The organism is Achromobacter sp. GQ309, assembly GCF_059759315.1.
The window spans coordinates 180,954-205,429 of record NZ_JCAXDP010000008.1 but is presented as its reverse complement, the minus strand read 5'-3'; the positions used below and the strand labels follow the sequence as shown (position 1 = coordinate 205,429).

Below are 24,476 nucleotides of genomic sequence, written 5' to 3'. Positions count from 1 at the left end.
GATGCGCAGCTTTATTGAAAAGTGGACGCAATTCAAGTTTTCCAGGTTTTTGGTGTCTGGAGCTTTCAATACCGCAGCCACTTATTTAATCTATCTTGTATTGCTCAGGATATTTTCCTACCAGGTCAGCTATTCGATTGCATATGCCCTGGGCATAATCCTGGCATATGTCTTGAATCGGATTTACGTCTTCAAATCGCACCGAGGCCTGGCGAGCGCATTCATGATGCCGGTCGTGTATGCAGTCCAGTACGGGATGGGGATGGTGGTGATCTACCTCTGGGTAGACGTCCTGCTCTTGTCGGCCAAGGTGGCGCCGCTGATCGCCGTCGCCGTGACGATACCCATCACTTACCTGCTGTCGCGCCTCGCCTTTGCGACGAAAAGTGATGGGGGGCACGATTCGCGCTGAGCGGGGCAGACGCTTCGCGTACGGGCAAACCTTGTCCGATCGGCGCCCTGAAAATTGGGGTCACCATGAGAAATCCGAGGGCGGAACTCGCTCCGACCCTGCCTTCTGAGACTCAAAGTCGCAAAGCAGAAGTCTCGTTGCAATTTTTTGACAGCACACGGTCTCCGGCAGCGACCGTTGGCGCGCGTTGGCATACAATTGACCGGTTCGGCCGGGGCCTTGCACTGCGCGTACCCGAGGTCCAGGCACAAGTGGTTCCAGGTGGGTATCTGCGCCTGCGACGCCGTTCAGGGTCGTGGGCGAAGTTTTTCTGTGCGCTCCCAATGGAAACGAGGCGCCGAACTCCATTGATGGTAAACAAAATCGGCGATTGATCATGGCCAACCTTTATTTGGGCCACTCAGCGTCAAAGACGCCGTCCTCTATCTATTAACTAAAGGTAATTTCATGGCGATTCAGCTCTTCGTGCCCAACTTTCGTGTCGACGAGTGCCTGGAAGGCATTCGTGAGTGCTTGGAGAAAGGCTGGACTGGTCTCGGTTTTAAAACCATCGAAATGGAAAAGCAGTGGTCCGCGTACACGGGTCTGGCTCACTCCCATTTTCTGAGCTCGAATACCGTCGGATTGCACTTGGCGCTTTACATGTTCAAGACCGAATTCGGTTGGGACGACGGCGATGAAGTCATCACGCCGCCCTTGACCTTCGTGTCTTCCAACCATGCGGTGATGTACTGCAATCTCAAGCCCGTCTTTGCCGATGTCGACGAATTCCTGTGCCTGGATCCCAAGGATATCGAACGCAAGATCACGCCGCGCACGCGTGCAGTGATGTTTGTCGGCATGGGTGGCAACACCGGGCGCTACGAAGAAGTGCGCAAGCTGTGCAAAGAGCGCGGTCTCACCCTCATTCTTGACGCTGCGCACATGTCGGGAACGCGCCTGAATGGCAAGCATGTCGGCTCGGACGCGGATTGCACGGTGTTCAGTTTCCAGGCGGTGAAGAACCTTGCCACGGCTGATTCCGGAATGATCTGCTTCAACGATGCTGCCCGCGATGAGCGCGCGCGCAAGTTGAGCTGGCTTGGCATCAATAAAGACACGTACGCTCGCACGGTGAATCAGGGTTCGTACAAGTGGATGTACGACGTCGAGGAAATCGGCTTCAAGTATCACGGCAATTCCATCATGGCCGCGATCGGCCTGGTTTCGCTGAAGTATCTGGACCGCGATAATGCCTACCGCCGCCAGTTGGCCAAGTGGTACGAAGAGCGGCTTGCCGGTGATGAGCTGATTCGCGTCGTTCCCATTGCTCCGGACTGCGAATCGTCGCGCCACTTGTTTCAGGTTCGCGTAAACAAGCGTGAGGAAGTCCTCATGGCCTTGAACGAGCACGACATCCACCCTGGCGTTCACTATCGCGACAATACCGAGTATCGCCAGTACAGCCATGGCGCCGGAACCTGCCCCAATGCGCATTTGGCAAGCAAGGAGATCCTGTCCCTGCCGATGCACATGAATGTCACCGAACGCGACGTGGACTATATTGCCCAGACGCTGAAGAAGATCGTTCGCGTGGGGGCCTAAGTGGACCTTCGCTGCAAGTATTCGCCTTCCTTGGGCGTGGCCGTCACGGGTGCCACGGGTTACATAGGCAATCGCTTGGTGGAAATCCTGGGCGCCGACAGCTTTTCCCCCACGCCTGTCGAAGACGTGGCTCCGGGAACTGCTTTGGTGCACTTGGGAGCGGCTGTCGCAAATTCACGCGACGCCATGTTGGCGAATCTTGCAGCGGATAGCTGGCTGGTTGAGTTGGCGCAGGGCGGCAAGTTCTCGCGCATCGTCTATGCCTCGACCAATAACGTTTATCCACGGGCGCTGGAATGCAGGCTTGATGAGCGGACGCGGTGCAATGATCATTACGCCGCGTCCAAGGTGTTTGGCGAACGCCTCATGGCGGAGTTTTCGCCAGTTCCCACGGTTAGTATTCGCATCGCCGACGTGTTCGGCGTCGGTCAGAAGCACGGGAATTTTTTCAGGGCCATTGAGCAATCGGTTGCCTCTGGCACACCGCTCAAGAAATTCGGACTCGGCCTTAAGCGCCGTACCTATATTCACGTCGACGACCTCTGCGCGCTGTTGCGATATTTCATCGCCGGTAATTCCGGAATCGGGGAAGCGCATACGGTCTTTAATGCGGGTTACCCGGATTCCGCCAGCGTGGCGGAAATCGTGGAACTCGTCTCGCGCGTTGCGCAGCTACCAATCGAAGAAGTGCCGATGACGGCAGATTCTTCCGCGCTCGACGTGCGGACGATGCAGGTATCCTTGCCCGATGACGCAGGGTTGAACTGGTCTAACTTTGAAGATGCTTTGACCGCATACGTCAGGCAGATAATCGCAAGCAAAAGGTAAGAGTATTCATGAATATCCTGATTACGGGCGCTGGATCCGTGATGGGTCAAAGCATCTACAAGGCTCTTGCCATGTACGATTTTGGCGAACCCTTGAATATTCATTTCGCCAATAGCGAAGAGATAGGAGCGGGGCGGTTTTTCTCTCTCCCGACGGCTCCCGTAGTTCAAAAGCCGATCTTTCCGCTCGCGGCCGACAGCGGGTATCTCGACCATCTCAGGCAGTACGTGTCCGATCATGACATCGACATCGTGTTTGCCGGCACTCAGCATGAGCTTGCAAAGATCTCGGCGTATCGCGATGAAACGCTGAAAGCGGCAACTATTTCGTCCAAGATTGCAGATATCTGCATGGACAAAGTCAAGACCTCGGCAGTTCTGTCGCGACATTCCATCCGGGTGCCATTCACGTGCACGCTAGAGGAATATCTTACGTCTGAACAGTTTGATGGCCCCGTGGTGGTCAAGCCAAACCATAGCTCTTCGTCGCGCAGCATCTTTCGCCTTGGCGGCAAGAGCGAAGCCCAACGTTTGGTCGACGATAAGGTCATCAAGCCAGCAAGTTTCCTGGTTCAGGAAAGGCTGGTCGGCGAGGAGTACACGTGCGGTTGCTACGTCGACCGGTACACCGGTGAAATCAATACGATCATTTTCCGCCGTACGTTGACGCCGGATGGCGCGACATCCTACGGGGAGATCGTGCAAGACGCAGCCATTCAAAAATATGTGGCCAGCGTCGGTCAGGCATTGGTGGCGGAGGGCATGGACTTCGGCCACGTGAATGTCCAGCTCATCCTGACCGAAACGGGACCGGTACTCTTCGAAATCAACGGGCGGCTCAGTTCTACCGAGGCGTCCAAGGCGTACTACGGGTATAACTCCTGCGCAGCCTTCGTTAGTAATATCGTTCAGAAGAAGCGGTTTTCGGGTTGGAAAATAGCCGAAAGCGGACGCTTCCTGCGCTACTACGAAGAGATCTATTTCGATTGAAAGAGTCCACACTTACTCGCCACCTGACGATCAGCGACAAGTCGGCGCTGATTCTGATGGCCGATGTCCACTCCAATCGGGTGGCTTTGGAGGCTGTGCTCGCCGAGACGCAAGCAGACGATGTGTTGATCTGCGCGGGCGACCTGACCGGCTACTACACTGAGCCCAATGAAGTCTGCGAGCGGCTCCGAGAGTTGTCTGTAATCTGTATTAAAGGCAACCACGATAAATACGTGTTGGGTGAACTGGACTACCCGGCGAGCCGAGAAGAAAAATATCGGGTTCTTGCGAATCGGCAGGCACTGAGCGTTGAGAACCGCGAGTGGCTGGCGGGTTTGCCCGATACAGCGACGTTGTTCTTGACTGACAAGTCCGGTACGAACGCTGATCCAGTCGTGGTTCGCGTTGCGCATGGAAGTCCCAGGGATGTCGAGGAGTATGTTTATCCCGACACGTCGATCGACTTTCTGGCCAGCGACGAACCCGGGTTTTTGGTGCTCGGACACACCCATCATCCGATGTCGCGCCAAGCGGGGGCATTGAACGTAATAAATCCTGGTTCGGTGGGGCAGGTGAGAGACCGCAAGCCTGGCGCGAGTTTTGCGTCCCTGTTGCCATTTAGCGGAGAGCTGGATTTCCGGCGAGCCTCTTACGATGTGGGCGCGTATCAACATCACTTGACGCAAGAGGGTGTGCATTCCTCAATGGTCCAGATTCTATCAAGGTCCTAGACGTGACGCTGTTATTCAGAGAATTCAAACTGGCGGTCAATAACTTCAATATTTGGAGTTATCTGTCCGCGTCGGATGTAAAGAACAAATTCCGCAGATCCAAGCTGGGTGTAATTTGGCCGGTCATCCATCAATTGGCGTTTTCACTTGGTGCAGGCGTCATTTGGGCGGCCGTCTTTCATCTGAAGCCTGAAGATTTCATCCCCTTTCTGACGATGGGCTTTGCGATTTGGGGCTTCATCGCTGGATCCATGATGGAGGGATGTTCATCGTTCGTCGTTGCGCACGGCTATCTAAAGCAGTTGCCGTTGCCTCAATCGATATTCATCTTTCGCACCGTTTTCACGCAAGTCATTTATTTGGCCATAGGTCTGGCTACGGCGCTAGGCGTGTTGCTCTATTTTGGCAAGCTGCATCCGTTGGGGCTGCTGTACGCATTGCCTGGGCTGATGCTGCTTCTGGCCTACTCTTATGGCGCAATTGGCACGTTGGCATACCTTGGCTTGCGCTATCGGGATCTGCAGCATGGATTGGCAGGTATCTTCAGCCTGTTGTTTGTCGTTACCCCCGTTATTTACCCTGCAGAAGTGCTGATTCAGAAAGGGCTCAGTTTCGCTATCTATATGAATCCGTTGTCTTCGCTTATTGAGATTGTCAGAGTGCCGGTGCTGACTGGCGATTTTGCAAACGGATCTCATTATGCGATCGCCGGCGTTTTCGCGCTGGTGCTTGTCGTGCTCAGGTTTTATTTCGGGTCGCGTTGGGGACGGTATGTGCCGTTTTGGTCATGATTGAATTAAAGAACGTTTCGATAGACTATCCTCTTGAACATGTGGATGGCGCAAGCTTGAAAAGCGCGCTGCTGAGCAAGTTTTCTCCAAAGCGCGGCCCTGAGAAAAAATTCTACCGTGCAATCGACGACATATCGCTGACCATCGACAATGGTGAGCAAGTCGGACTTGTCGGTTTGAATGGCGCGGGCAAGAGCACGTTGCTCCGCGTGATGTCAGGAATCTTTCATCCGAGTCATGGCACCGTGAACATTCGCGGCCGCGTCTCTCCGCTACTCGATTTCGCGACAGGATTCGAACTTCATCACACTGGCTTGGAGAACATCCGCATCAGATTGATGCTCTTGGGCGAGTCCAATGAATCCATCGCCGAAAAGATTGGCGAGATCAGCGAGTTCTCTGAATTGGGTGAATTTCTGGACCAGCCTGCTCGGACGTATTCTGCCGGGATGTTCATGCGCTTGGCATTTGCGACTTCTACGGCGATCAATCCAGAGATCTTGATCGCTGACGAGGTTGTCGGCGCTGGCGATGCGCAATTTGCCGAGAAAGCCAAGCAGCGCATTGAAAAGCTCTTGTCTGGAGGACGTACTACCGTGATCAGTTCGCACTCCATGGACCTCATCCGTCAATTCTGCAGCCGGGTGGTATGGCTGCATAAGGGTAAGGTAATCGTGGATGGTCCCGTCGAGGACGTGCTGAAAGATTACGAAGTGCGAGCTCCGACCATGGCCCGGTGATGCGCACCGCCATATACAGCCTGATAAATTACATAAACAGCATTATTTCAAGCTGCGTCGCAATATTCAGCGCGGCTCGAGGCGCATCGCGGCATGAATAGACAAAAAAAGAAACGCATCCTCATTGTCGTGCCGGGGTTCATTCCCAGCACAATTATTGGCGTCATGAGGCCTTTGGGAGCTTTGGCTAGCAAAGGTGAGATAAGCCTGCGATTGCGCCTGGCCAATTTTTCTCCGTTTCTTGAATCGGACATCCGGTGGTGCGATATCGCGGTTTTTTCGAGAAATTGCGAAATCGGTGATCTTCAATTGTTGTATGAGTTGAAGCGGCTCGGAAAGAAAATCATCTATGACATCGATGACAATTTCGAGGAGATTCCGCTGTCGAGTGATGTCGCGATCTATCATCGCGCATTTTTCCGGCTTCATGTGGTGCGCAGGTTTTTTGAATTGGCAGACGTGGTGCGGGTTTACTCCGAGCGGATGGAGGAGCGCGCGCGCAGCAGGGGCGCGGATCCCGAGTTTGTTCGCTGCTACTTCGACATGGATTTGGTCAACGGTCTTGCGTTGAACCGATCAGATCGAAAGATCAAGATCGCATATCCGACCGGTCGCCTCGATGATCGGCATCTGGAGAAAATGCTTTATACGGCGGTAGCCAATGTCTTGAGGAAGTACTCGGATAGGGTCGAATTTCACTTGTGGCGTAAAGCGCCGCCGGCTGAATTGCGAGGGGTTCCTGGCGTCGTACTGAACAAGCCGGTTCGGGGCTACGACAATTTTATTCGCGCCTTCTTCCAGGCTGGATTTGACATCGGTTTGGCGCCGGGCGTGGATACTCCTTTTTTCCGGTCAAAGACAAACAATAAGTACCGGGAATTCGGCGGCTGCGGCATTGCGGGTGTCTATAGCAACTTTCCTCCTTACTCGAACACGATCAAAGATGGCGTGTCTGGCTTGTTGGTGAATAGTTCGACGGAAGCCTGGACTAACGCGATTACACGCCTTGTGGAAGATGAGTCGTTGCGTCGTTCGATTGTTGAAGCGGCACGCAAGGACGTCGCGACCAACTACACGTTCGATAACGAACTGGCCGGATGGCGCCGGGCGATTGATCGTGCTTCCAAGGCTCCGGAGGCGGACATGAGCTGGATGCCGGACTATGGGGTCTGGTATCTGGCGACGGTGGATCTCAGAAGCGATTCCAACACCGCAGTTGATGCGGCGAAACCCGATAGGGAGACCCGACGGATCGCGGATATTCGAGTGGCTGCCTCAAGATTGCCCCGTATCGGCCTCGTGGATCTTCCCAATCCGCAAGCGTACCTATCGGCAGATTCCAGGAAGGGCTACGGCGCAACGTTTTATCTCGTCAATACCGAGCTGGAATTCGAAGCATGCCTGCAACTGCTCGGCCTCGGCAACAGTGCAATCATCGACATGACCCTATATGTCGGTGAGGTTTTTCCGCTCATACGCCGGCTCAATGATTCCATCATCGGTGTGCCTGTCAGCTGCATTGTGCGGAAGGCGGATCTGGCGTTGATCGAGACGTTGGATCTGGACATGATCAGGGTTTGGGGTGCGGACAATGCCGATGAGGTTCCGTTTCCGAACTATTCCATTGAAGGCTACCCCGCGGTCTACGCGAATGTCATAGAACACCACATTCAGTACGGCCATTCGCCAAAGCGCACGCGTCTCGGAAGATTCTTCGCTCGTCTTTACGGATACACGCATTTCTTCGAGAAGAACACGCGTCGTGGACTCACGCTTTGGAAATATCTGGGTTGGCGCATAGGCCGCCGCACTTTCTAGGATGATGGGTTTTTAAAATGCTGTTTCCCTGGACGGCCGATTCTGGTGCATATCGGGAACTCGGACTCGCGTGTGGTCGCCATATCGTGAGTGGAGACTTCATGGGTTGCTATAACGGGCTACGCCCTGTTGGCATCCTGCTCTACTACGCATTTCCGTCGCTGGTGGCTTCTGATCCGGTGACTGTGACCTACGTCACTCTGCTGTTGAACCTGATTTGCCTGTTGGTTTTGATTTTCTCTGCATGGACGTTGTTTTCTCGAATCAGCGCATTTGAAGCGCCGAGCGCGTCGATGAATGTTCGAGGGAAAGCGCGGTCGTGGGCGGTGGTGACGGCGTTTTGGTTGGTGATGTTGGTCCAGACCGTAGGTTATTTGCCGTTGCGTCTAGCCGATATCCAGAGCTTGTGTCTGCTCATGGCGGGCATTGCCATAGCATCCTCTGGGGGCTTGACGCCGCGTCCGGGTGCGGCGCTTATAGGCGGAGCGCTAGCGGGGTGTTCGGTATTGTTCAGGCAAAACTACGTCATAGTTCTGGCCTTGATGGTTTTCGTTTGGTTCGCCTATTCGATCAGACTGAGGTCGAAAGCCGCTGCGATGTCGGCGACGCTTTTTGCATTAGGCGCCGGAACTTGTCTGCTGCAGCTGTTTTGGGTTTATCTGCATACCGGCATACCTTGGTTTTATGAACCCCAGGCGATGCTGGTATACGCCGAATCGACGAAGCAGCCATACGTCGAGTTGATAGCCTACTCGTTGCCCGCCGAAGGTGCTTACGCAGCCTCGCTTGCAAGGCCAGTGTCAGATTTTGAGTTTTTGGCAGTCAAGTTCTTTCACGGCCTGTTCAAGTTTTATTGGACGCCGTCGCTGGGCGCTGCGCCAGTGGATCACACGCCTCATATTCTCGATTACAGCAGCACCGACCTTTTCTTTTTCCAGGCGATTTTCATCGTTGTAGGTTTGGCCTCGCTGGCATCTGTTTTTTTTGCGCGACCGTGGCTTTCCATCGTGGTGATCGCGGCATTCGGTTCTGCCGCAATTACCGCGTTCATGTCGGAAGTGGAATATCGATACTTTTTGTTTTCCAGGGTCGTGTACATCATCTTCGCGTTCAGCGCTGCCTGGATGACTTGGTGCAAGTACCGAGGCAGGACGCGCAGCCTCCCGCAGTAATCGGAGCAAAAAAAACCCCAACGGTTGGATCCGATCCAAGCGTTGGGGTTTTTTGCTGCGGGCGCCATTATTGCTAGGCGAAGACCTCCGCTTCACCCAGCGTCTTCCCGGCTTGATCCTTGGCGGACAATGTGGGAGCCTGCTCCAGTTGCCAATCAATCTGCAACTGGGGGTCATTCCAAAGCACGCATCGCTCGTGCTCCGGGGCGTAATAATCGGTCGTCTTGTACAAGAATTCCGCGCGCTCCGACAACACGGCGAAGCCGTGGCCGAATCCCTCGGGCACCCAGAGCTGGTGTTTGTTCTCGGCGCTCAGCAAGGCGCCAACCCACTTGCCGAACGTGGGGGACGACCGACGAAGATCAACCGCTACGTCAAAAACCGTGCCGACTGTCGCGCGCACCAGCTTGCCTTGCGTCTGCTTGATCTGGTAATGGAGACCGCGCAGGACGCCTTTCGCGGAGCTGGAGTGGTTATCCTGCACGAACTCGACGGAACGGCCGACGGCTGCCTCGAAAGTGCGCTGATTGAAGCTCTCAAAGAAGAAGCCGCGTTCATCGCCAAACACTTTGGGCTCGAACAGAATGACATCGGGGATGGATAGCGGTGTGGCTTTCATATCAGTAAACCGTGTCAGTGAGGAGGCGTTGGAGGTATTTTCCATAGCCATTCTTGGCCAACGGCGCTGCGAGCGTTTCGAGCTGTTCAGCAGAAATCCACTTTTGGCGGAAGGCGATTTCTTCAGGGCAAGCCACCTTCAGGCCTTGGCGGTTCTCCAGGGTGGCAATGAATTGACCGGCTTCAAGCAGAGATTCGTGGGTGCCCGTATCTAGCCAGGCATACCCGCGACCCATGATTTCCACGGACAGCTTTTCGCGTTCCAGGTAGACGCGGTTCACGTCGGTAATTTCCAGCTCTCCGCGGGGGGAGGGCTTCACGCTTTTGGCAATGCTAACGACGTCCTTGTCGTAGAAATAAAGGCCGGTCACCGCATAATTGGACTTCGGCTTGGCGGGTTTTTCCTCAAGGGAGAGCATTTTCCCGTTTGTGTCGAATTCGGCGACGCCATAACGCTCGGGATCAGTGACGTGATACGCAAACACGGTAGCTTCGTCAGTGCGCGCGTTGGCGCTGCCCAACAACTGATGAAAATCGTGGCCGTAGTAAATGTTGTCGCCCAGCACCAGCGCCGACAGATCATTTCCAATAAATTGTTCGCCGATGATGAAGGCTTGGGCCAAGCCGTCGGGTGAGGGCTGTACGGCATACTGCAGATTTAGACCCCATTTTTCGCCCGTGCCGAGCAGTTGCTCAAAGCGAGGGGTGTCTTGTGGGGTGGAGATGATCAGAATATCTTGGATACCAGCCAGCATCAAAGTGCTGAGCGGGTAGTAGATCATCGGTTTATCAAAAACTGGCAGCAGTTGTTTGCTGATCGCGAGGGTGGCGGGGTGCAGGCGCGTGCCGGAGCCACCTGCCAGGATGATGCCTTTGCGTTTCATAGCTGAGTGTCCCATTTTGTAAGTTGATCTATCACGCGATCCGCATGCGCGGTCCAATGCGGCAATTCCAATCCTAGCGCGTTAGTCAGCGCTTGGGTATCCAGACGAGAGTTCTTTGGCCGTCGGGCGGGGACCGGGTATTCCTCAGTTGTGATCGGAACAACGCGATCAGGCGATACTTTCAAATCCGCCCCATTTTGAAGCGCTCTTTGCACGATATGACGGGCCAGGCCGTGCCAGGTGGTACTACCCGACGCTGATAAATGAAAAACGCCGCGAGGGAGTTCCTTGCTGCGGTATCCGGCCAGGGCCAGCGCCGTAACGTCAGCAATCAATTCGGCGGAGGTTGGTGCGCCAATCTGGTCGGCGACGATCCGCAGTTCGTCTCTTTCTTTCGCAAGACGCAAAATGGTTTTTACGAAGTTGCTGCCGTGTGACGAATACACCCAGCTGGTGCGCAGCACGATGGCTTGGCAGCCACTCTCCTGGATGGCGATTTCACCCGCCAGCTTGGAGCTGCCGTATACGCTCAGGGGATTAGGCGAATCATTTTCGACGTAGGCGTCATCCTTTGCTCCGTCGAATACATAATCCGTCGAGTAGTGGACAAGCAATGAATTGCTCAGCCCTGCATAATTGGCCATGGCCGCAACAGCGTCCGCATTGATGCGATGGGCGCTGGTCGCATTGGATTCCGCCTGATCCACGGCGGTGTATGCGGCGGCGTTTACGATCACGTCCGGCGATTGCCTGGCAAGCGCTTCGTTCAGAGACGGGATATCTTCCAGATCGATATCCTGCCGGCACATTGCAATTACGTCACCGAAAGGCAGGAGAGTACGTTGCAGTTCTTGTCCAACGTTTCCCCCCTTTCCCAACAAAAGTATCTTCATAGGTCAAATCTTGTTGAATAGTGCTGCTGCAAGCAGACCTATATTGCCCAATGCGGTTTGGCGATAGACGCCCGAGCTGCGGACACCATATATACGCCCGAGCGCCGAGCCGCGTCTCGCTTCGCTGAATTGTACGAAGGTGTCACGAGCTTCATTTGACATGTCGGACTGAATCAAACCAAGAGCGCGAATGTTCCGCTCGTTCCAGTCCTTCAAGTGTCCTTCGAACAGCATGCTGACGCGCCGTAAACGCGCACTGAGTCCGTTGTTGGATCCGATGAGATTTCCGCCGTGTTGACGGTATCGCAATGCAGGGCGAGCATCGTAATGCAGCGCGCCACCGCAGGCACTGATGACCTGATATACCCACCAGTCGTGTGCAACGACATCGACAGTGGGACCGGCTTTGAGCAGTAGCGCGCGGGCGGCTCGATTGAATACCATGGTGTTTCCACCAGCGATATTCTGCACGAGTGCATTCTTGAAGTGAGGGGGCCGTTGAAAGAGCGGGGACAGCCCGATTTCAGTATCGTTCTCGTCCACCAGTCGCGTGCGGCTGCAGTAAAGCGCGGGGATGTCGGCCGGAACCGTATCCAACCATTGAACGGCCCGTTCAATTTTCTCGGGGTCCCAGATGTCATCCTGGTCGGAAAACGAGAAATAGTCGCCCTGAATTGTCGGCTGGCAAAGAAGCGACAGGAAATTTGCTGCGAATCCCCGTTTGGGCCCGTCGAAAACGGCAACCCGATGCGCGTCACCCCAACTTTCGTTATAGGACTGAAGGATTGGCCGCGTGCCGTCCTTTGAGCCGTCGTCCGATACCCAAAGATCCCAATGAGCATATGACTGCCGCGAGTACGAATCCAATTGTTCGGCCAGATACTGCTGGCCTTGGTATGTACAGAGAAGGATGGCGACTTGCTTGCTCACTGGTCTGCCTGTGCGGATGAACGCTTTGTTGAGGGTAGATGAGGCGCCAATGATTAAGGCCGCCGGGCGCGGAAAATGCGTCGGCTGGCTTTAGCGCGGGTTGAATTCACGACCGATGGGCGCCGAAGCGCGCCACGGTCGTGATCGCCATGCCGGATGCTTACGCGTTGTATTGCGTCGCAACCCAGTCCCGGTAGTTGCCGCTAGTGACGTTATGCACCCACGCTTGGTTATCGAGGTACCACTGAACCGTCTTGCGAATCCCGCTCTCGAACGTCTCCGCCGGTCGCCAACCCAGTTCGCGTTCCAGCTTGCCGGCATCGATCGCGTAGCGACGATCGTGGCCAGGGCGGTCTTTCACGAAGGTGATCTGTTGCTTATAGGACTGACCGTCGGCGCGCGGGCTGAGCTCGTCGAGCAGTTCGCACAGCGTGTTCACGACGTCCAGGTTCGCCTTTTCGTTCCAGCCGCCGACGTTGTAGGTTTCGCCCAGCTTGCCTTGGTCCAGCACGCGGCGAATGGCGCTGCAGTGGTCTTTCACGTAGAGCCAGTCGCGGATCTGCTGGCCGTCGCCGTAGATAGGCAGCGGCTTGCCGGCAAGTGCGTTGTGAATCACCAGCGGGATCAGCTTTTCGGGGAAATGGTACGGCCCGTAGTTGTTCGAGCAATTCGTGGTCAGAACCGGCAGGCCATAGGTGTGGTGGTACGCACGGACCAGATGATCGCTGGCCGCCTTGCTCGCGGAGTACGGGCTGTTGGGCTCGTACGGGTTGGTCTCGCGGAAGGCAGGATCATCTTTGCTGAGCGAACCGTAGACTTCGTCGGTCGAGACGTGCAGGAAACGGAAGTCCTGCTTTTCCTGTTCGGGCAGTGCCGACCAGTACGCGCGGACGGCCTCCAGGAGGTGGAAGGTGCCGACGATGTTGGTCTGGATGAATTCGCCAGGGCCGTGAATCGAGCGGTCCACGTGCGATTCGGCAGCGAAGTTAAGAACAGCGCGAGGTTTGTGCTTGGCAAGCAGATCGGCCACCAGCTTGGTGTCCCCGATATCGCCCACAACAAGTTGATGATTGGGGTTGCCGGCCAAGGACGCGAGGTTCTCTGGGTTGCCCGCGTAAGTGAGCTTGTCGAGCGTGATGACAGGTTCGGTGCCTTCCACGAACCAATCCAACACGAAATTCGAACCGATGAAGCCGGCGCCGCCGGTGACAATAATACTCATTCTCTATTGGATCCTTGAGCCGTGAGCGCGGTGCGCAAACCCGCTCTATAACCCGTCATTATGCCGTAACCGAGCAGGTTTGACCGGCTAGATGAAACAGAGTGTGGACCGTAATCGACGTGTAGAGAAATCCGTGCGCCCGGGAAGGCTTTCAAATCCTCGCAGGGCTTACGTGCCCTTACCGGCGTTTGGGCTTGTCCAGAATATGTCACCCACATCCAGCGTCTTGTTCAGGTAACGCGCCAGCACGAACATCAGATCCGACAACCGGTTCAAGTACTGCCGGATCGGCGCATTTACGCTCTCCACTCCCGCCAGCGCGACCACCGCGCGCTCGGCACGCCGGGCTACCGTGCGCGCCATGTGCGCCACTGCTGCCGGTCGCGAGCCGCCGGGCAGGATGAACTCGCGCAGCGGCGGCAGCGCAGCGTTGTAATGCGCGAGCCGCGCATCCAGATGAGCAACCTGCGCTTGGGTGATCGCGGCATGGCCGGGAATGCAAAGCTCCGCGCCCATGTCGAAGAGGTCGTGCTGGATGGTGAGCAGGTCGGCGGACACGTCCTCCGGCAGGGTTTCAGTGAGCAGCAGGCCGATGACGCTGTTCAGTTCGTCCACATCGCCCAGGGCGGCGATGCGCGGGGCGTCCTTGGGGATTCGGGATCCGTCCCCAAGCCCGGTGGTGCCATCGTCGCCGGTGCGGGTGGCAATGACGGATAAGCGGTTGGCCATGGCTTTTTTGATTCAGTGAGAAGAGTTGGAGGCTTGCTTCCGACGGTAAGCGCAGCCCGCAAGCAGGGCCGCCCCGCAAACAACCGTCAGGATTGTTGCGCACTGGCGGCGGAATGGTTGCATTCGCGCAGTATCCTAGCACTGTAAAAAGCGGCAGGAGCGCCTTACGCGTCTGGCCGCTTGGATCGCATAGGGAGGTTACATATGGGTTTTAACCGCAAGTACGCAACGCCCATGGCCGTTGCCACCGCAATGGCTGTCGTGTCGCTGGCGACGCCAGTCGCTTTCGCGCAGCAGGCCGATGCCACGGGCGAGGTGCGGCGCGTGGACGCCGCGGCGGGCAAGGTCACGATCAAGCACGATGCCATCAAGGCGCTGGACCTGCCGGCGATGTCGCTGGTCTACCAGGCCGATCCGGCGTTGCTGGCCAATATCAAGGCGGGCGACAAGGTGCGGTTTACCGCTACGCGCAAGGATGGCAAGTACGTGGTGACGGCGATCACGAACTGACGCTGTCCCAAAGAAAAAACCCCGCCGCAAAGCGTTGCGGCGGGGTTTTTTTGCGTCTGCGGCGGGAGCCCGGGGCGTCAGAGCACGTAGCGGGCGAGGTCCTGGCTGCTGGCAGCTTCGGCCAGTTGCGAGTTGACGTAGGCGGCGTCGATCTTGACGTGCTTGTCCTGGCTGGACGTGGCGTCAAAGGAAAGCTCGTCCAGCAGCTTTTCCATCACCGTGTACAGACGGCGGGCGCCGATGTTCTCGGTGGTTTCGTTGACCTCGAAGGCCAGTTCCGCCAGGCGGCGCACGCCTTCGTCGGTGAATTCGAGTTCGACGTCCTCGGTCGCCATCAGCGCCGTGTACTGCTTGGTCAGCGACGCATCCGTGTCGGACAGAATGCGCACGAAGTCCTGGGCGGTGAGGGATTCGAGTTCGACGCGGATCGGGAAGCGGCCCTGCAACTCGGGGATCAGGTCGGACGGACGCGACAGGTGGAAGGCGCCGGACGCGATGAACAGGATGTGGTCGGTGCGGACCATGCCGTAACGCGTGTTGACGGTGGTGCCTTCAACCAGCGGCAGCAGGTCGCGCTGCACGCCTTGGCGCGAGACATCCGCGCCGCCGGACTCCTGGCGGGCGGCGATCTTGTCGATTTCGTCCAGGAAGACGATGCCGTTCTGCTCGACGTTGTTGATCGCAACGCTGCGCAGGTCTTCTTCGTTGACGCGCTTGGCGGCTTCTTCGTCGACGATGAGCTTGAAGGCTTCGCGCACCTTCATTTTCTTGGGCTTTTTCTTGTCGCGCGCCATGCCCGCGAACATGCCGCGCAACTGCTCGGCCATTTCTTCCATGCCGGGGGGCGTCATGACGTCCATTTGCGGCACGGTCTGCGCGACTTCGATCTCGATTTCCAGATCGTCGATCAGGCCTTCGCGCAGGCGCTTCCGGAACGTCTGGCGGGCGCTGTTGTCCTCGCCGCGCTGGGGCTCACCCGAGGCGCCGCGGGGCGGCGGAACCAGGGCGTCCAGGATGCGGTCTTCGGCGGCGTCCTCGGCTTGGGTGCGCACGCGGCGCATTTCCAGTTCGCGGGTCTGCTTGATGGAGTATTCGGTCAGGTCGCGGATGATGGTGTCCACGTCGCGGCCCACGTAGCCGACCTCGGTGAACTTGGTGGCTTCGATCTTGATGAACGGCGCGTTGGCCAGCTTGGCCAGGCGGCGGGCGATCTCGGTCTTGCCGACGCCGGTCGGGCCGATCATCAGAATGTTCTTGGGATGGATTTCGTGGCGCAGAGGTTCGGCGACCTGCTGGCGGCGCCAGCGGTTGCGCAGTGCCACCGCGACCGCGCGCTTGGCGCGGTTCTGGCCGACGATGTACTTGTCGAGTTCGGAGACGATCTCTCCGGGCGTCATGTTGGATGCGGACATGAGGGCGGATCCTTGAAGCTAGGGCGGGCTGGGAGGGCGCCGCGGCGCAGGTTGCGCCGCGCGGCAGGCGTCAGTCGCCCAGCGTTTCGATGACGTGGTTCTGGTTGGTGTAGATGCACAGGTCGCCGGCGATCTCGAGCGATTGCTTGACGATCGTCTCGGGCGGCAGGTCGGTGTTGCGCAGCAGGGCCAACGCGGCCGATTGCGCGTACGCGCCGCCGGAGCCGATGGCAGCCAGGCCGTGCTCGGGTTCCAGCACGTCGCCGTTGCCGGTGAGAACCAGCGTGTGCTCGGCATCGGCCACGATCAGCATGGCTTCCAGGCGTCGCAGAACGCGGTCGGTACGCCAGTCGCGGGTCAGTTCGACCGCGGCGCGCATCAGGTTGCCCTGGTGCTTTTCGAGCTTGGCTTCGAAGCGTTCCTGCAGCGTGAACGCATCGGCGGTGGCGCCGGCGAAGCCAGCGAGAATCTTGTCGTGGTACAGGCGGCGGATCTTGCGGGCAGTGCCCTTGATGACGATGTTGCCCAGGGTGACCTGGCCATCGCCGCCCAGCGCGACGCGGTTGCCGCGGCGCACACACACGATGGTGGTGGCGTGAAATTGTTCCATGCGTTCCTTCCGTTGAAAGTTTTAGCTGGGGGCGGTCGCCGGGATATCAAGTAGAAAAAAGGCCATGCGGTTAACCGGCATGGCCTTTCAGGGACGGAGCGGAAGCGGGACGGATCAGTCGCCGTACAGCTTTTGACGCATTTCACGGCGTTCCTGCGCTTCGAGCGACAGGGTGGCCGTGGGGCGGGCGAGCAGACGGGGGATGCCGATGGGCTCGCCCGTTTCTTCACACCAGCCATATTCGCCGCTATCGATGCGGGCGATGGATTGCTGCACCTTCTTGAGCAGCTTGCGCTCGCGGTCGCGGGTGCGCAGTTCCAGGGCGTGCTCTTCCTCGATGGTGGCGCGGTCGGCGGGATCCGGCACGAATTGCGTTTCACGCAGGTGCTCGGTGGTCTCGCCGGCGTTGGCCAGAATGTCCTGCTCGAGTTGTTTGAGCCGTTCCTTGAAGAACGCCAGTTGGCGGTCGTTCATGTAGTCCGACTCGGGCATGGCCAGCAATTCCTTTTCGCTGGGCAGATCAATCGCCGTATCGCTCGTCGACTTACTTGATTTTTTGGTTGCTGCCTTGGTAGCCATGTAAACACTCCACTATGAATCGATCCTGGCGCGGGCGTCCGTCCCGGTCCGTGTTACTTGTTGCCTACGCTATCCGTACCTCACAGTACTGCCTTCGTCGCATCGCGTCACGCAGGAATGGGGATTACCCCGCCAGGCACTGCTCCAAGCCCCGGGTAAAAATCTCCTGGGGCAGCTTACGTCCGATGAACACCATCTTGGTGGACGGTTTTTCGGCCGCGGTCCACGGCTTGCCGGGTTCGGCGCCCATCATCATGTGCACACCCTGGAACAACATGCGGCGGTTGATGCCCTTCATGTACAGGATGCCCTTGTAGCGCATCAGGTCGGGACCGTAGACCTGCACGACGCCGCCCAGGAATTCCTCAAGGCGCGCGGGATCGAACGGCTTGTTGGAACGGAACACGAACGCGCCGATTTCGTCGTCGTGCTTGGGGTGGTGATGGTGGGCATGATTGCAGTGCGCGCCGCATTCGCCATCGTGGTCATGATCGTGATCGTGGTCATGGCCGTGGCCGTGATCATGGTCGTGATCGTGCCCGTGGGCGTGGTTGTGCGCGGCGTCCGGATGCTCATCGGCCAGGAACTCCGGGTCGATGTCCAGAATGGAATTCAGGTTGAAGCCGCTGATGTCGATGATGGACTTGAGGTCGACGTCGCCGAAGTTGACGGCGGTGATCGGCGCGCGCGGGTTCATGTGAACCAGACGGTGGCGCAGCGCTTCGTAGTCGACTTCGTTGACCAGGTCTTTCTTCGAGATCAGGATGCGGTCGGCGAAACCGACCTGCTTTTGGGCTTCGGGCTGTTCGTCGAGCGTGGACATGCCGTGCTTGGCATCGACCACGGTGACCACCGCGTCCAGGCGGTAGTACTCGGCGATGTCGTCATCCATGAAGAACGTCTGGCATACGGGGCCGGGGTTGGCCATGCCGGTGGTTTCGAGGATGACGCGTTCAAAAGTGAGTTCGCCGGCTTCGCGCTTGGCGCGCAGCTCGGACAGGGTACGCATCAGGTCGCCGCGCACCGTGCAGCAGACGCAACCGTTGGACAGCTCGATGATTTCTTCGTCGCTGTCCTGCACGAGCAGGTCGTTGTCGATGCTTTCGGGTCCGAACTCGTTTTCGATGACGGCGACGCGGCGGCCATGGAATTCGGTCAGGATGCGTTTGAGCAGGGTGGTCTTGCCCGCACCGAGGAAGCCGGTGAGGATGGTGACGGGAACCATTTTGTCCAAACTGCGCGGGGTGTTCATGGCGAAGCTGCTAGCGTGATGTCAGGGCGTGAAACACAGCGCCTGACGGGGTTTTCAGTCCCTGCCGATTGATGTCTGCCACAGGCTGCGAGAGCCACCGATAGCGGCCGGACGCAGGATTACAGCACAGTCGGGGGCAGGGGGCAAACCCCGGGCCAACCCGGGGGGCCGTGGCCGCCAGATGGCAGCCGATCGCCGTCAAGTATCGGGCGATACCTCTATTTTGGGGCGGTTTGCCTGAATTCAAGGGCGAGCCGGCGGCCCGGGAGCGGGCGGGCTTGAAATGGCGCGGCCGATGGGGCGCATCCTAAGGATGAGATGCGGCTCGAAATGGGGCTCATCCAAGGATGAGAGATGCCCGGGATGAGGCCAATCCAAGGATGAGGCGCACCCAATGGATGAAACGCCTCAGGGGCGCCCGCCCAATCAATGGTGATGGTGGTGATGACCCGCGTCGGCCGGCTGGGTCTTCTGACACTGCGGGCACAGCGCGCGGATTTCGGTTTCATGCGTGGCCAGCGCATAGCCCGTCTGGGCAACGCGTTCGGCCAATTGACGGCTCATGGCCGGGTCGGAGACTTCAGCGACGGCGCCGCAACCGGTACAGACGACGAGCAGGTCATGCGGGGCGCCGCCAGCGTCGTGGCAGGCGCTCCAGGCATTGACGGCGTCCAGGCGGTGAATGAGGCCTTCGTCCATCAGGAAGTCCAGGGCGCGGTACACCGTGGGCGGCGCAGCGCCCGGGTGGACGGCGCGCATGGCGTCCAGCAGCTCGTAGGCTTTCAGGCTGCGGCCATGGCGCAGCAACAGTTCGAGGACCTTGCGGCGGATGGGGGTCAGGCGGCGTCCGCGCTGCGCGCACAGCGTTTCGGCGACGCTGAGCTGAGCGCCAACGCTGTCGTTGCGGGGTGGACGGGACGGAGCGGACATGGCGGGCTTTATCTGAATGGGAAGCGCGCGCGACGCGCGCGCGAGATGCCTGGAAGGTAGCAGAAAACCCCCGCGTGCGGGAACCGGCTCTGAAGCCGTCATGGTTTAGTTATGATATAACATAATAAAACTGACGCTGCGTCGTTTGTTGTTGCTGTGGTTGCCGCTTTTCCGTCTTTGCCGAATTCCGTTGTTGTCTGCCATGTCCCATTTCTCGCTCCTGCCCCCGCGGCCCGGCGCCGCGCCCGGCCGGGGCACGCCGCCCCGTTCCGCGTTTCTCGTTTCCGCCTGGCGCCGCATGGCTTACGCCCTGATGGCCGGCATCGCGCTGTGGGCGTTAACCGGCTGGGCGCTGGACTGGTGGCCGCGATGAACGCGGCGCCCATCACGGTCGAGCTGGTCGACGCATCGTTCGGCTGGCATGGGCGCGCGGCGTTGCGCGCGGTTTCGGGCAGCTTCGCGCCCGGCGGCATGACGGCCGTGGTCGGACCCAACGGCGCGGGCAAGTCGACGCTCATCAAGGGCATCATGGGCGTGCTGCGACCCATGACCGGCTGCGTGCGCATCCAGGGCGCCGGACGATCGGCGTTGGCGTGGCTGCCGCAGGCGGCGGAACTGGACCGCTCGTTTCCGACGACAGTGCTGGACCTGGCGGCCATGGGGGCGTGGCGCCGGGTCGGCGCATGGCGTGCGTTCAGCAATGACGAGCTGGACCGGTGCATGCACGCACTGGAAACCGTGGGCCTGGCCGATTGCGCGGGCCGCGGCGTGGATACGCTGTCGGGCGGGCAGATGCAGCGCGCCCTGTTTGCACGGATGCTGGTGCAGGACGCGCCGGTGCTGTTGCTGGACGAACCCTTTGCGGCCGTGGACAGCCACACCGCCGAGGAACTGATGGCGCTGTTGTGCGGCCTGCATGGACAAGGCCGCACCGTGATCGCGGTGTTGCACGATCTGGACCTGGTGCGCGATCACTTTCCGGAAAGCCTGCTGTTGTCCGGTTCAGTGGTGGCCTGGGGCGACACCACCGCCACCTTGAGCGAGGCGCATCTGAAGACGGCGCGCCAACGCCACGCGGGAGCTTGGGCATGACGCTCGTGGATTGGGTGGTATCGCCGTTCCTCGACTACGGCTTCATGCGGCGCGCGCTTGCGGGTGCTTGCGCGCTGTCGCTGGGCGCGGCGCCTTTGGGTGTCTTTCTGGTGCTTCGGCGCATGAGCCTGATGGGCGATGCGATGTCGCACGCCATTCTGCCGGGTGTGGCGGTGGGCTTTCTGATGGCCGGCCTGTCGCTCGGCGCGATGATGCTGGGCGGCATTGCGACTGGACTGGCCGTGGCATTGCTGGCGGGGCTGGTGGCCCGGCTGACACCGCTGCGCGAGGACGCGAGCTTTGCCGCCTTCTACCTGATATCGCTGGGGCTGGGCGTGCTGCTGGTGTCCCTGCGCGGCTCCAACATGGACCTGCTGCACGTGCTGTTCGGCACGGTGCTGGGCCTGGACGACGCGGCGTTGCTGCTTGTGACCGCCACGGCCAGCGTGACCTTGCTTGTGCTGGCGGCCATCTACCGGCTGCTGGTTGCCGAATGCCTGGACCCGGGATTCCTGCGCGCCAGCGGCGGCATGGGCGGCGTGGTGCACATGGGCTTTCTGGTGCTGGTCGTGGTGAATCTGGTGGCGGGCTTTCAGGTGCTGGGCACGCTGATGGTGGTGGGCATCATGATGCTGCCGGCCGCCGCGGCGCGGTTCTGGGTGCGCAGCGCGGCCCGTCAGATTCCGCTGTCGGCGGCGCTCGGCGTGGCGTCTTCGGTGGCCGGGCTGCTGGTCTCGTACCACTTCGACGTGCCGGCCTCGCCCGCGATCATCCTGGCGGCCGGCGCCTGCTATCTGTTTTCCATCGTGGGCGGCCCGCAAGGCGGGCTGCTGCGGGCAACGCGCCGCGCGCGCCCTGCCTGAGACTTCATAAGGAGATTGACCATGCGTTCGATTCTGCCGGCACGCCGCCGCGCACTGCTGGCCATGGCGGGCGTCTGCCTGTCGGCCATGTTGGGAACCGCGCAGGCGGCCGAGCCGCTGAAAGTGGTGGCCAGCTTTTCCATCCTGGGCGACATCGTGCGGGAAGTGGGCGGCGCCGACATCAGCCTGACGACGCTGGTCGGGCCTGACGGTGATGCGCACGGGTACGAACCCACGCCGGGCGATGCGAAAAAGCTTGCGGATGCGCGCGTGCTGGTGGTGAACGGCCTGGACTTCGAGACCTGGCTGCCCAAGCTGACGAAGGCGTCCGGGTTCGCCGGACAGACGGTGACGGCGTCCAAGGGCGTGACGCCGCGCAAGTTCGCGGGGCATGGCGATGGGCACGCGCACGGGGCTGATCACGATCATGATCACAAGGACGGACACGATCACAAGCACGGCGATGACCATGACCATGACGATGACCACGACCACAAGCCCGGCCATCACCATCACCATGGCGACGCCGACCCGCATGCCTGGCAGAGCCTGGCGAACGGCGTGATCTACGCGCGCAACGTGGCCGACGGCCTGGCCGCAGCAGATCCCGCGCATGCGCAGGCGTATCGCCAACGCGCCGACGCCTACGTCGCCAAGCTGCAGGCGCTGGACGCCAGCGTGCGCAAGACCTTTGGCGCCATCGGCGCCGATCGCCGCAAGGTTGTCACCTCGCACGATGCGTTCGGCTATTTCGGCGACGCGTATGGCGTGACGTTCATCCCCGCAATGGGGGTGTCGACCGACGCCGAGCCGTCGGCGCGCGAGGTGGCCGCGATCATCGAACAGGTGCGGCGCGACAAGGTGCCCGCGGTGTTCGTCGAGAACATCAGCAGTCCCAAGCTGGTCCAGCAGATCGCGCGCGAGACCGGCGCAAAGGTGGGTGGTACGCTCTACTCCGATGCCCTGTCCAAGCCTGGACAGCCGGGCGCCACCTACCTGGAAATGTTTGAATGGAACGCACGCCAGCTTGCCGCGGCCTTGCAACCCTGAGCGCCGTGGCGGCGCTGCTGGCGGCGGGGGCCGCCAGCGCGCACCCGCACATGTGGATCGATGCGCGCGCGCAGATCGACGTCGATGCCGAACAGCGCATCACCGCCGTGCGGCAGGTGTGGCTGTTCGACGAAATGTTCGGCGCCTACGCGACGCAGGGGCTGAAAAAGGCCAAGGACGGGACGCTTCCCGCCGACACCCTGAAAGGCATGGCGCAGGATTGGATGAAGGCGCTGGGCGAGCCGATCTCGCATTACTTCACGCGCGTCACCGTTGACGGCAAGACCGCGGCATTCGCGGCGCCTCGCGACGCCCGCGTTGACTGGAACCCCAAGACCACACGGCTGACGCTGTCCTTCACGCTGCCGCTGGACAAGCCCGTCGCGCCGGGCGCAGGCGGCGCGCAAGTGGACATCTACGACCCCACCTATTTCGTGGCCTACGCATTTGAAGAGAAGGGGGCGGTGTCGCTCGGCGGTCCGCAAGGCGCGGCCTGCAAGGCCGACTACCGCAAGCCCAAGGAACTGGATTGGAAAACCATGCAGGAACTGGCCGCGATCCCGGCCGACCCGGACGCCTTGCCCGACGAACTGTTCGCCATTACCAAGGGACTCACGCACCGCATCGAGGTGCGATGCCCGTGAGCCGCTGCGCGCGCGCGCTGGCGATCGTCCTGCTGATGCTCGGTGGGCTGTCGATTGCGGCCGCACAAGGCACGCATCCCTTTGGCGTGCCGGAAAGCGGGAGCGGCCTTGCCGGTCCCGGCTGGCTGTCCAGTTTTTTTGGCAGCGTGTCTGTCTGGCAGTCGCATTTCTACCGGCAACTGACGGGCGCTGTCCGTGCCTGGCAGGCGGACGGCGGCGCAGCGTGGGCCTTGGTCGGCCTGTCGTTCGCCTACGGCGTCTTTCATGCGCTGGGGCCGGGCCATGGCAAAGCGGTGATTTCGTCGTACGTCCTGGCCAATCGCCAGACGGCGCGCAACGGTGCGCTGCTGGCTTTGGCGTCTTCGCTGATCCAGGCGCTGGTGGCGATCGTGATGGTGGCGGTGCTGGCGTTGATCTTCAACGCGACGGCGGCGACGATGAACGAAGCGACACGCTGGCTGGAGCTGGCGTCGTATGCGTTGGTGACGCTGTTGGGCGTGTGGCTGGTGTGGGTCAAGGCGGTGAGGCCGTTGCTGCGGCGGGCTGGGGCGCGTGAACATGCAGCGCATGACCATGCAGATGCGCCGGTGCATGTGCACGAACACGCGCACGAACATGCGCATGGGCATGAGCACGTACAAGAGGACGTACACGAGCACCGGCATGATCACGAACACGCGCACAAGCATGCGTACGGCAATCCGCAGGTTCAGGTCCAAGCGCATCACCATGATCACGATCATCACCATGACCACGACTGCGGTTGCGGACACGCGCACGTACCCGCGCCGGAACAGGTTGCCGGTCCGATGAACTGGCGCCGCGCGTGGTCGGCGATTTTCGCGGTGGGCCTGCGGCCCTGCAGCGGCGCGTTGATCGTGCTGGTGTTCGCGTTGTCGCAGAATTTCTTTCTTGCCGGCGTCGCATCGGCGCTGGCGATGGGTTTGGGCACGGGGCTGACCGTGGCGGCGTTGGCTTGCCTGGCTGTTGCGGCCGGGAGCGCCGCGACGCGTCTGGGCAGCCGCCTGTCCGGCGCTGGCGCGGCGCGGCTGCGCTATGCGGTCGAGGCGCTGGCCGCAATGGCGGTGTTGATGCTGGGCGTGATGCTGCTGGGCGGCATGTTGGCCGCGGGCGGGTAGGCGATGCTCGCGTGCGGGCCGGGCGTTTGATCAGGCTGGACGAGCGCCCCGCCA

General features: G+C 59.7%; 27 protein-coding genes. 16 read left to right on the top strand and 11 right to left on the bottom strand.

What is annotated here, in order from left to right; translation table 11 throughout:
* Position 1 precedes the first annotated feature (1 nt).
* The 9 genes from AC6CIE_RS24005 to AC6CIE_RS23965 all read left to right on the top strand — a co-directional run bounded on the left by AC6CIE_RS24005 (position 2) and on the right by AC6CIE_RS23965 (position 9,065).
* Entirely contained in the window at positions 2–412 is a 411-nt protein-coding gene (locus tag AC6CIE_RS24005) for a GtrA family protein (RefSeq protein WP_175185904.1), read from the top strand.
* 447 nt (positions 413–859) lie between these two features.
* The gene (locus AC6CIE_RS24000) at positions 860–1,996 is read left to right on the top strand and encodes a DegT/DnrJ/EryC1/StrS family aminotransferase (protein ID WP_175185905.1); all 1,137 of its coding nucleotides are present in this window, start codon (positions 860–862) and stop codon (positions 1,994–1,996) included.
* Between the two features lie 78 nt (positions 1,997–2,074).
* Complete coding sequence (locus AC6CIE_RS23995) at positions 2,075–2,824, top strand: NAD-dependent epimerase/dehydratase family protein (protein WP_452004135.1); 750 nt, start codon at positions 2,075–2,077, stop codon at positions 2,822–2,824.
* A gap of 8 nt (positions 2,825–2,832) precedes the next feature.
* Positions 2,833–3,813: an ATP-grasp domain-containing protein gene (locus AC6CIE_RS23990; protein ID WP_498094304.1), complete on the top strand. Its 981-nt coding sequence runs from the start codon at positions 2,833–2,835 to the stop codon at positions 3,811–3,813.
* Positions 3,810–4,544, top strand: coding sequence for a metallophosphoesterase family protein (locus AC6CIE_RS23985; protein ID WP_498094302.1), 735 nt, complete (start codon positions 3,810–3,812; stop codon positions 4,542–4,544). The genes AC6CIE_RS23990 and AC6CIE_RS23985 overlap by 4 nt, the downstream gene beginning before the upstream one ends.
* 2 nt (positions 4,545–4,546) lie before the next feature.
* Positions 4,547–5,335, top strand: a complete 789-nt coding sequence (locus AC6CIE_RS23980; protein ID WP_175185909.1) for an ABC transporter permease — start codon at positions 4,547–4,549, stop codon at positions 5,333–5,335.
* Positions 5,332–6,075: an ABC transporter ATP-binding protein gene (locus AC6CIE_RS23975; RefSeq protein WP_175185910.1), complete on the top strand. Its 744-nt coding sequence runs from the start codon at positions 5,332–5,334 to the stop codon at positions 6,073–6,075. The genes AC6CIE_RS23980 and AC6CIE_RS23975 overlap by 4 nt, the downstream gene beginning before the upstream one ends.
* A gap of 93 nt (positions 6,076–6,168) precedes the next feature.
* On the top strand, positions 6,169–7,893 hold the full coding sequence (locus AC6CIE_RS23970; RefSeq protein ID WP_498094300.1) for a glycosyltransferase family protein: 1,725 nt from the start codon (positions 6,169–6,171) through the stop codon (positions 7,891–7,893).
* Between the two features lie 17 nt (positions 7,894–7,910).
* Positions 7,911–9,065 carry a hypothetical protein gene (locus tag AC6CIE_RS23965; protein ID WP_498094298.1) on the top strand — a complete coding sequence of 385 codons (1,155 nt, stop codon included), beginning with the start codon at positions 7,911–7,913 and terminating at the stop codon, positions 9,063–9,065.
* A 73-nt stretch (positions 9,066–9,138) separates the two neighbouring features.
* On the opposite strand, the gene rfbC is transcribed toward AC6CIE_RS23965, so the two are convergent.
* From rfbC to AC6CIE_RS23935, 6 genes are all read right to left on the bottom strand, one after another.
* Complete coding sequence (gene rfbC, locus AC6CIE_RS23960; protein WP_291387532.1) at positions 9,139–9,684, bottom strand: dTDP-4-dehydrorhamnose 3,5-epimerase; 546 nt, start codon at positions 9,682–9,684, stop codon at positions 9,139–9,141.
* A gap of 1 nt (position 9,685) precedes the next feature.
* Positions 9,686–10,567: a glucose-1-phosphate thymidylyltransferase RfbA gene (rfbA, locus tag AC6CIE_RS23955; protein WP_175186208.1), complete on the bottom strand. Its 882-nt coding sequence runs from the start codon at positions 10,565–10,567 to the stop codon at positions 9,686–9,688.
* Positions 10,564–11,460: a dTDP-4-dehydrorhamnose reductase gene (gene rfbD, locus AC6CIE_RS23950; protein ID WP_498094296.1), complete on the bottom strand. Its 897-nt coding sequence runs from the start codon at positions 11,458–11,460 to the stop codon at positions 10,564–10,566. The genes rfbA and rfbD overlap by 4 nt, the downstream gene beginning before the upstream one ends.
* Positions 11,461–11,463: 3 nt before the next feature.
* Positions 11,464–12,390 (bottom strand): glycosyltransferase family 2 protein, encoded by a 927-nt coding sequence (locus tag AC6CIE_RS23945; protein ID WP_498094294.1) that lies wholly within the window; start codon positions 12,388–12,390, stop codon positions 11,464–11,466.
* A 160-nt stretch (positions 12,391–12,550) separates the two neighbouring features.
* Positions 12,551–13,612: a dTDP-glucose 4,6-dehydratase gene (gene rfbB / locus AC6CIE_RS23940; RefSeq protein ID WP_279971615.1), complete on the bottom strand. Its 1,062-nt coding sequence runs from the start codon at positions 13,610–13,612 to the stop codon at positions 12,551–12,553.
* 168 nt (positions 13,613–13,780) lie between these two features.
* The gene (locus AC6CIE_RS23935; RefSeq protein WP_452003106.1) at positions 13,781–14,341 is read right to left on the bottom strand and encodes a cob(I)yrinic acid a,c-diamide adenosyltransferase; all 561 of its coding nucleotides are present in this window, start codon (positions 14,339–14,341) and stop codon (positions 13,781–13,783) included.
* A 204-nt stretch (positions 14,342–14,545) separates the two neighbouring features.
* Here AC6CIE_RS23935 and AC6CIE_RS23930 point away from each other — a divergent pair, with 204 nt between their 5' ends.
* Complete coding sequence (locus AC6CIE_RS23930; RefSeq protein WP_175124908.1) at positions 14,546–14,851, top strand: copper-binding protein; 306 nt, start codon at positions 14,546–14,548, stop codon at positions 14,849–14,851.
* A 77-nt stretch (positions 14,852–14,928) separates the two neighbouring features.
* Here AC6CIE_RS23930 and hslU read toward each other — a convergent pair whose 3' ends face one another.
* The 5 genes from hslU to AC6CIE_RS23905 form a co-directional block, all read right to left on the bottom strand.
* Positions 14,929–16,263 (bottom strand): ATP-dependent protease ATPase subunit HslU, encoded by a 1,335-nt coding sequence (gene hslU, locus AC6CIE_RS23925; protein ID WP_175124909.1) that lies wholly within the window; start codon positions 16,261–16,263, stop codon positions 14,929–14,931.
* A gap of 70 nt (positions 16,264–16,333) precedes the next feature.
* On the bottom strand, positions 16,334–16,873 hold the full coding sequence (hslV, locus tag AC6CIE_RS23920) for an ATP-dependent protease subunit HslV (RefSeq protein ID WP_054430777.1): 540 nt from the start codon (positions 16,871–16,873) through the stop codon (positions 16,334–16,336).
* 114 nt (positions 16,874–16,987) lie between these two features.
* On the bottom strand, positions 16,988–17,452 hold the full coding sequence (dksA, locus tag AC6CIE_RS23915; protein ID WP_056327244.1) for an RNA polymerase-binding protein DksA: 465 nt from the start codon (positions 17,450–17,452) through the stop codon (positions 16,988–16,990).
* A gap of 124 nt (positions 17,453–17,576) precedes the next feature.
* Positions 17,577–18,704, bottom strand: coding sequence for a CobW family GTP-binding protein (locus AC6CIE_RS23910; protein ID WP_191577591.1), 1,128 nt, complete (start codon positions 18,702–18,704; stop codon positions 17,577–17,579).
* 426 nt (positions 18,705–19,130) lie between these two features.
* Entirely contained in the window at positions 19,131–19,634 is a 504-nt protein-coding gene (locus AC6CIE_RS23905; protein WP_056327248.1) for a Fur family transcriptional regulator, read from the bottom strand.
* Positions 19,635–19,836: 202 nt separating this feature from the next.
* Here AC6CIE_RS23905 and AC6CIE_RS23900 point away from each other — a divergent pair, with 202 nt between their 5' ends.
* Genes AC6CIE_RS23900 through AC6CIE_RS23875 form a run of 6 tightly spaced genes read left to right on the top strand, consistent with a single transcriptional unit; the run spans position 19,837 to position 24,422 of the window.
* Entirely contained in the window at positions 19,837–20,007 is a 171-nt protein-coding gene (locus AC6CIE_RS23900; RefSeq protein WP_175124911.1) for a hypothetical protein, read from the top strand.
* Positions 20,004–20,726: a metal ABC transporter ATP-binding protein gene (locus AC6CIE_RS23895; RefSeq protein ID WP_498094292.1), complete on the top strand. Its 723-nt coding sequence runs from the start codon at positions 20,004–20,006 to the stop codon at positions 20,724–20,726. Before AC6CIE_RS23900 ends, AC6CIE_RS23895 begins: the two co-directional genes overlap by 4 nt.
* Complete coding sequence (locus tag AC6CIE_RS23890; protein ID WP_175124913.1) at positions 20,723–21,589, top strand: metal ABC transporter permease; 867 nt, start codon at positions 20,723–20,725, stop codon at positions 21,587–21,589. Before AC6CIE_RS23895 ends, AC6CIE_RS23890 begins: the two co-directional genes overlap by 4 nt.
* A 21-nt stretch (positions 21,590–21,610) precedes the next feature.
* Complete coding sequence (locus AC6CIE_RS23885; protein WP_498094290.1) at positions 21,611–22,639, top strand: metal ABC transporter solute-binding protein, Zn/Mn family; 1,029 nt, start codon at positions 21,611–21,613, stop codon at positions 22,637–22,639.
* Positions 22,600–23,283 (top strand): DUF1007 family protein, encoded by a 684-nt coding sequence (locus AC6CIE_RS23880; RefSeq protein WP_175136854.1) that lies wholly within the window; start codon positions 22,600–22,602, stop codon positions 23,281–23,283. The genes AC6CIE_RS23885 and AC6CIE_RS23880 overlap by 40 nt, the downstream gene beginning before the upstream one ends.
* On the top strand, positions 23,274–24,422 hold the full coding sequence (locus AC6CIE_RS23875) for a nickel/cobalt transporter (RefSeq protein ID WP_498094288.1): 1,149 nt from the start codon (positions 23,274–23,276) through the stop codon (positions 24,420–24,422). Before AC6CIE_RS23880 ends, AC6CIE_RS23875 begins: the two co-directional genes overlap by 10 nt.
* Positions 24,423–24,476 lie beyond the last annotated feature (54 nt).

Coding starts and splice junctions, on each gene's coding strand:
- AC6CIE_RS24005 (WP_175185904.1), top strand. CDS start 2: ATGCGCAGCTTTATTGAAAAGTGGACGCAATTCAAGTTTTCCAGGTTT.
- AC6CIE_RS24000 (WP_175185905.1), top strand. CDS start 860: ATGGCGATTCAGCTCTTCGTGCCCAACTTTCGTGTCGACGAGTGCCTG.
- AC6CIE_RS23990 (WP_498094304.1), top strand. CDS start 2,833: ATGAATATCCTGATTACGGGCGCTGGATCCGTGATGGGTCAAAGCATC.
- AC6CIE_RS23975 (WP_175185910.1), top strand. CDS start 5,332: ATGATTGAATTAAAGAACGTTTCGATAGACTATCCTCTTGAACATGTG.
- AC6CIE_RS23970 (WP_498094300.1), top strand. CDS start 6,169: ATGAATAGACAAAAAAAGAAACGCATCCTCATTGTCGTGCCGGGGTTC.
- AC6CIE_RS23965 (WP_498094298.1), top strand. CDS start 7,911: ATGCTGTTTCCCTGGACGGCCGATTCTGGTGCATATCGGGAACTCGGA.
- rfbC (WP_291387532.1), bottom strand. CDS start 9,684: ATGAAAGCCACACCGCTATCCATCCCCGATGTCATTCTGTTCGAGCCC.
- rfbA (WP_175186208.1), bottom strand. CDS start 10,567: ATGAAACGCAAAGGCATCATCCTGGCAGGTGGCTCCGGCACGCGCCTG.
- rfbD (WP_498094296.1), bottom strand. CDS start 11,460: ATGAAGATACTTTTGTTGGGAAAGGGGGGAAACGTTGGACAAGAACTG.
- rfbB (WP_279971615.1), bottom strand. CDS start 13,612: ATGAGTATTATTGTCACCGGCGGCGCCGGCTTCATCGGTTCGAATTTC.
- AC6CIE_RS23935 (WP_452003106.1), bottom strand. CDS start 14,341: ATGGCCAACCGCTTATCCGTCATTGCCACCCGCACCGGCGACGATGGC.
- AC6CIE_RS23930 (WP_175124908.1), top strand. CDS start 14,546: ATGGGTTTTAACCGCAAGTACGCAACGCCCATGGCCGTTGCCACCGCA.
- hslU (WP_175124909.1), bottom strand. CDS start 16,263: ATGTCCGCATCCAACATGACGCCCGGAGAGATCGTCTCCGAACTCGAC.
- hslV (WP_054430777.1), bottom strand. CDS start 16,873: ATGGAACAATTTCACGCCACCACCATCGTGTGTGTGCGCCGCGGCAAC.
- dksA (WP_056327244.1), bottom strand. CDS start 17,452: ATGGCTACCAAGGCAGCAACCAAAAAATCAAGTAAGTCGACGAGCGAT.
- AC6CIE_RS23910 (WP_191577591.1), bottom strand. CDS start 18,704: ATGAACACCCCGCGCAGTTTGGACAAAATGGTTCCCGTCACCATCCTC.
- AC6CIE_RS23905 (WP_056327248.1), bottom strand. CDS start 19,634: ATGTCCGCTCCGTCCCGTCCACCCCGCAACGACAGCGTTGGCGCTCAG.
- AC6CIE_RS23900 (WP_175124911.1), top strand. CDS start 19,837: ATGTCCCATTTCTCGCTCCTGCCCCCGCGGCCCGGCGCCGCGCCCGGC.
- AC6CIE_RS23895 (WP_498094292.1), top strand. CDS start 20,004: ATGAACGCGGCGCCCATCACGGTCGAGCTGGTCGACGCATCGTTCGGC.
- AC6CIE_RS23890 (WP_175124913.1), top strand. CDS start 20,723: ATGACGCTCGTGGATTGGGTGGTATCGCCGTTCCTCGACTACGGCTTC.
- AC6CIE_RS23885 (WP_498094290.1), top strand. CDS start 21,611: ATGCGTTCGATTCTGCCGGCACGCCGCCGCGCACTGCTGGCCATGGCG.
- AC6CIE_RS23880 (WP_175136854.1), top strand. CDS start 22,600: ATGGAACGCACGCCAGCTTGCCGCGGCCTTGCAACCCTGAGCGCCGTG.
- AC6CIE_RS23875 (WP_498094288.1), top strand. CDS start 23,274: ATGCCCGTGAGCCGCTGCGCGCGCGCGCTGGCGATCGTCCTGCTGATG.